Consider the following 2756-nt stretch of genomic DNA (forward strand, 5'->3'; position numbering starts at 1 on the left):
GCAGGCCACACTGGCAGCGTGACTAACCACTGTCACCTATCCGTGCAGCAGACCCGTTCCCTGTCGATGAAGCCCGTTTGGGACACACTCAAAAATCTTGCCGTTCCCGGTTTGAAGTTGAGTGCCCTCGTCGTCTCGGGCTTGGAGGACCAGAGATATGACACGCAAATTCCCGGTAGGGCCCCGGCTCGCTATTTCACCAGTTAAAGCGCATGCTGACCTAGAGGGTAGCCGGGGAAATTCTTCAGTCACCGGCCCTTCACGCAGTAGAAGGCCCCTGGCCACTTACAAACCGGTCCGGGCTCCGTTGGAGCCGTCATGCAGCCGGCGGTTTCAATGGCGGTATCTGATGCAAGCATCCAGAGATGCTCACACCGACGTCCTGGAAGCCGGGCACCAGGACCAGATGGACTCGACAGGGGTAGCCAGCGGGGAGAACCCACCCATCGCTCGGATTCGTTCGCCACGAAGGGCGACGGGCGGCGGTACTTGCCACCGGCTTGGACTCCGCGGCAGGTACTATGACGCAGCGGAACCCGAACGCTGGATTAAGGCTGCGCGAACGTGGCCTGTTTACGGATGGATACCTTGACGAGTTAGTGACAGTGCCGGATCTGGTCTGGAGGTGATTCTTGCATCCTTCTGGCCGATGTGCGTATAACTATTGATGCAAGCATTCGCTGATGCAGACCGGCGGCCCAAACCGATGAAAGTTGACGGCCTGCCATGACTACTGAGACACACATCAGTAAATTCCTCAAAGAGTGCACGGTGTTGGACGGGGAACCTGATGAAGGACTGACTTCGATGTGCCTCTATGGCCTGTACATCAGCTGGTGCCTCATGAGGGATAACGTCCCCCTCCCAGACAGTGACTTTCAAGCTTCCGTTAAGGAGCACGGTCTACGGCAAATAACACGCCATGGGGTTCTCTTCTACCCTGATGCGCGGATGATAGGGCCTGCATCAAGGGACTACATCCTCAACAGCGTCCCGGCCGCACATCTGCCCGTTTTTGAAAGTCTCGGTGAGCTTTGAAAGTCTCGGTGAGCCGTTCTCAGCCTCGCAGGACGGTCCCACTTTTGACGGTGGGTCCTCCCGGTTGACTGATCGTTTCGAGTAACGTACTCGTGGTGCTCGTTGTTCCGGTTTGGTTAGGTCCCGGTCTCCCGGGAACGCGACGACCAAACAGAAGGACGCCGGTCGCCCCCGTTGCTGTTTAAACAACGGCGCCAGGCAACCGTCCATCCGCCGAAAAACGCTTCGGCTGCGACAGATACCGCTCAACCGGCAGTCAGTCGGGGCACTGCCCCTTTTCAAACCGCCGGCCTGCTCCTACGTCGCCCGCAAGTCAACATTCATACACGAGCTACGCGGGAGCGCGTGATAAGCCGCTTCGATAACCCGTGCAGCACGATGCAGTTGAAAAGGTATTGACCAGCATGTTTCAACCGCTGAGCCCACAGGCCCTGACAGCGCGCCGGAACCAGGCCATGGAAGCGATGGCCAAACACCTCGAAGCCCCCAGGACAACGGCAAGGAAATAACCCGACGGCAGCGCTGTCAGGGATGTCCCGGATAAACGGTACCCCGCGGCGGCCTCGAGCTAGATCGTGTTGCTGATCAGGCGCGCCGCGCCCTTTGTAGGGGCGGGCCGGCGCCATGAGCATCTCTACCGCGCCTCGGAAGCATGTTCCTGCCTCAGCAGCCACAAGGTAGCCTTTGTCAGGGAATTGAAGAACTGTGTGGGGCACGGCGGCTTCTGTGCGCCCGCGGACCAGTTGGCCAGAATCCGGTCCACTGGGCTGCTGCCAAGCAGCGCGATCCGGGACGCAGCACACGGAAGGCTGAACACGGCGCGTGCCTGCCGGGTCACCGAAGCAGTGTTGGTCATGTCCACCAGCAATGGGCACTCACTACCGTCAGCCAGTGCGTTCACGGCCGCCACGGCAGCCTGCGCGTCCGTGCCCTCGATCTTCACGGCCGAATTCCAGACCAGGTGGATGATGCCGTCTTCGCGAAGGGTCACGATGCCTTTGCCGCCGTCAACTTTGGTGCACCCGATGCAGTCCCCCAACTGGTGTCTCCGGTCGGTTCCAGCCCGGGACCGATAGCAGCATCCTACGCGGCACTTCCACCCAGGACTACGTGTTTGTGCTGGTCAGAGCCCGCGACCGGGACAGCTTCGAACGCTGCTGTAGAACCTGCTCCGCAACGCGATGAACTACCGCAGCCCGCACAGGGACCTTCACAGAGGTGCCCAAGGGAGCCCTAGCCTGAATAAGGCTTCTCAACCGGGTTCCCGTCCGGCATGTCAGTCCTCGCGGCGATGCACGAGCATGACGCGCGTGCTGGTGCCGTTGCAGTTGATCCGGATTGTGTCACCGTCAACGACTCTTTCCACGTCGTACGGTCCGCTCGCGCCGACCTTGAGCGCCGGCGGCCTTTCCCTCGTTCCAAGCGGAGGGCACGGCACTTCCGGGCCGTGGTGTCCACGGTTCCCGCAGCGGGATCGCTGGTGCTGGTGGGCCTCGATCTCGTCATCGGCTGGCCGGCGGCGGGCAATGTCTTCATCACCGACCTGAATGCCTTGGCGGCTTTCCTGTTGTGGCGCAAGGTGTCCGAAGACGCGGGGGCATAAAAAACGCCGGCACGAGCGCGGAACTGCCCGGGGCACGACCGCTACTTGTAAGTACAGTGTCCCTGTTGCCTCACGTCAATAGGTCCGGGAAGCGTGGTTCGTTGCCTCATGTGAA

Annotated in this window: 2 protein-coding genes; one reads left to right on the plus strand and one right to left on the minus strand. The window is 60.7% G+C overall.

The window, feature by feature from the left end:
• Nucleotides 1-1672 precede the first annotated feature (1672 nt).
• Nucleotides 1673-2029 (minus strand): DUF7793 family protein, encoded by a 357-nt coding sequence (locus tag QRN42_RS17715; RefSeq protein ID WP_350224897.1) that lies wholly within the window; start codon nt 2027-2029, stop codon nt 1673-1675.
• Between the two features lie 282 nt (nt 2030-2311).
• On the opposite strand from QRN42_RS17715, the gene QRN42_RS17720 reads away from it, so the two are divergent.
• Nucleotides 2312-2641, plus strand: a complete 330-nt coding sequence (locus QRN42_RS17720; protein ID WP_284980427.1) for a hypothetical protein — start codon at nt 2312-2314, stop codon at nt 2639-2641.
• The last annotated feature ends 115 nt before the right edge of the window (nt 2642-2756 follow it).

The sequence above is a fragment of the Arthrobacter sp. fls2-241-R2A-200 genome (assembly GCF_030209745.1).
Taxonomy (GTDB): Bacteria; Actinomycetota; Actinomycetes; order Actinomycetales; family Micrococcaceae; genus Arthrobacter.

What these genes read in the sequence shown, in the direction of transcription:
- QRN42_RS17720 (WP_284980427.1), top strand. Translation starts at nt 2,312, where the DNA reads ATGTCAGTCCTCGCGGCGATGCACGAGCATGACGCGCGTGCTGGTGCC.